Raw genomic sequence first — 438 nt, 5'->3', positions numbered from 1 at the left:
CTGGGTCCAGGTCTTGCCCTGGTCATCGGAATAGAGGATGTGCCCGCGCTGACCGACAGCCACCAGCCGCTGGCCGGCCTGGGCCAGGTCGAGCAAGGGGCTGTAGGTGGCCAGCGCACTGCGCTGCGCCGGCAGGTCGAGCACATCCGCCATGGGCGCGGCATCGGCATTACCGGCCAGCAGGGCCAGGCCCAGGGCGATGGATTTGATGAGAAACATGGGACGTCCTCGTAAAAAAAGGGGGTTGCCGCCCCCACACACGCAAAGGGGGCGGCAACCAGCCTGGCTCAGCGAATGCCGGCGCCGGCCAGGGACTCGGCTGCCCACTGCGCCTTGGTCAGCGGGTCGATGTAACGGATGCCGCCGTACGGGCCGACGATACCGTTGATGTTGTAGGAGTTGCCCACCAGGTCGTAGATCACGAAGGGAGTGGTGTCC

1 pseudogene is annotated in these 438 nt (G+C 66.2%); it reads right to left on the bottom strand.

The window, feature by feature from the left end:
* A pseudogene (locus ACFPU0_RS12000) lies at positions 1-180 on the bottom strand (glycosyl hydrolase); the annotation flags it as partial.
* Between the last annotated feature and the right edge of the window lie 258 nt (positions 181-438).

It is taken from the genome of Pseudomonas sp. GCM10022186, assembly GCF_042656385.1.
In the GTDB taxonomy this organism is placed as follows: Bacteria; Pseudomonadota; Gammaproteobacteria; order Pseudomonadales; family Pseudomonadaceae; genus Metapseudomonas.
The sequence above is the reverse complement of the archived record's forward strand: the minus strand, read 5'-3'. Positions and strand labels throughout refer to the sequence as shown.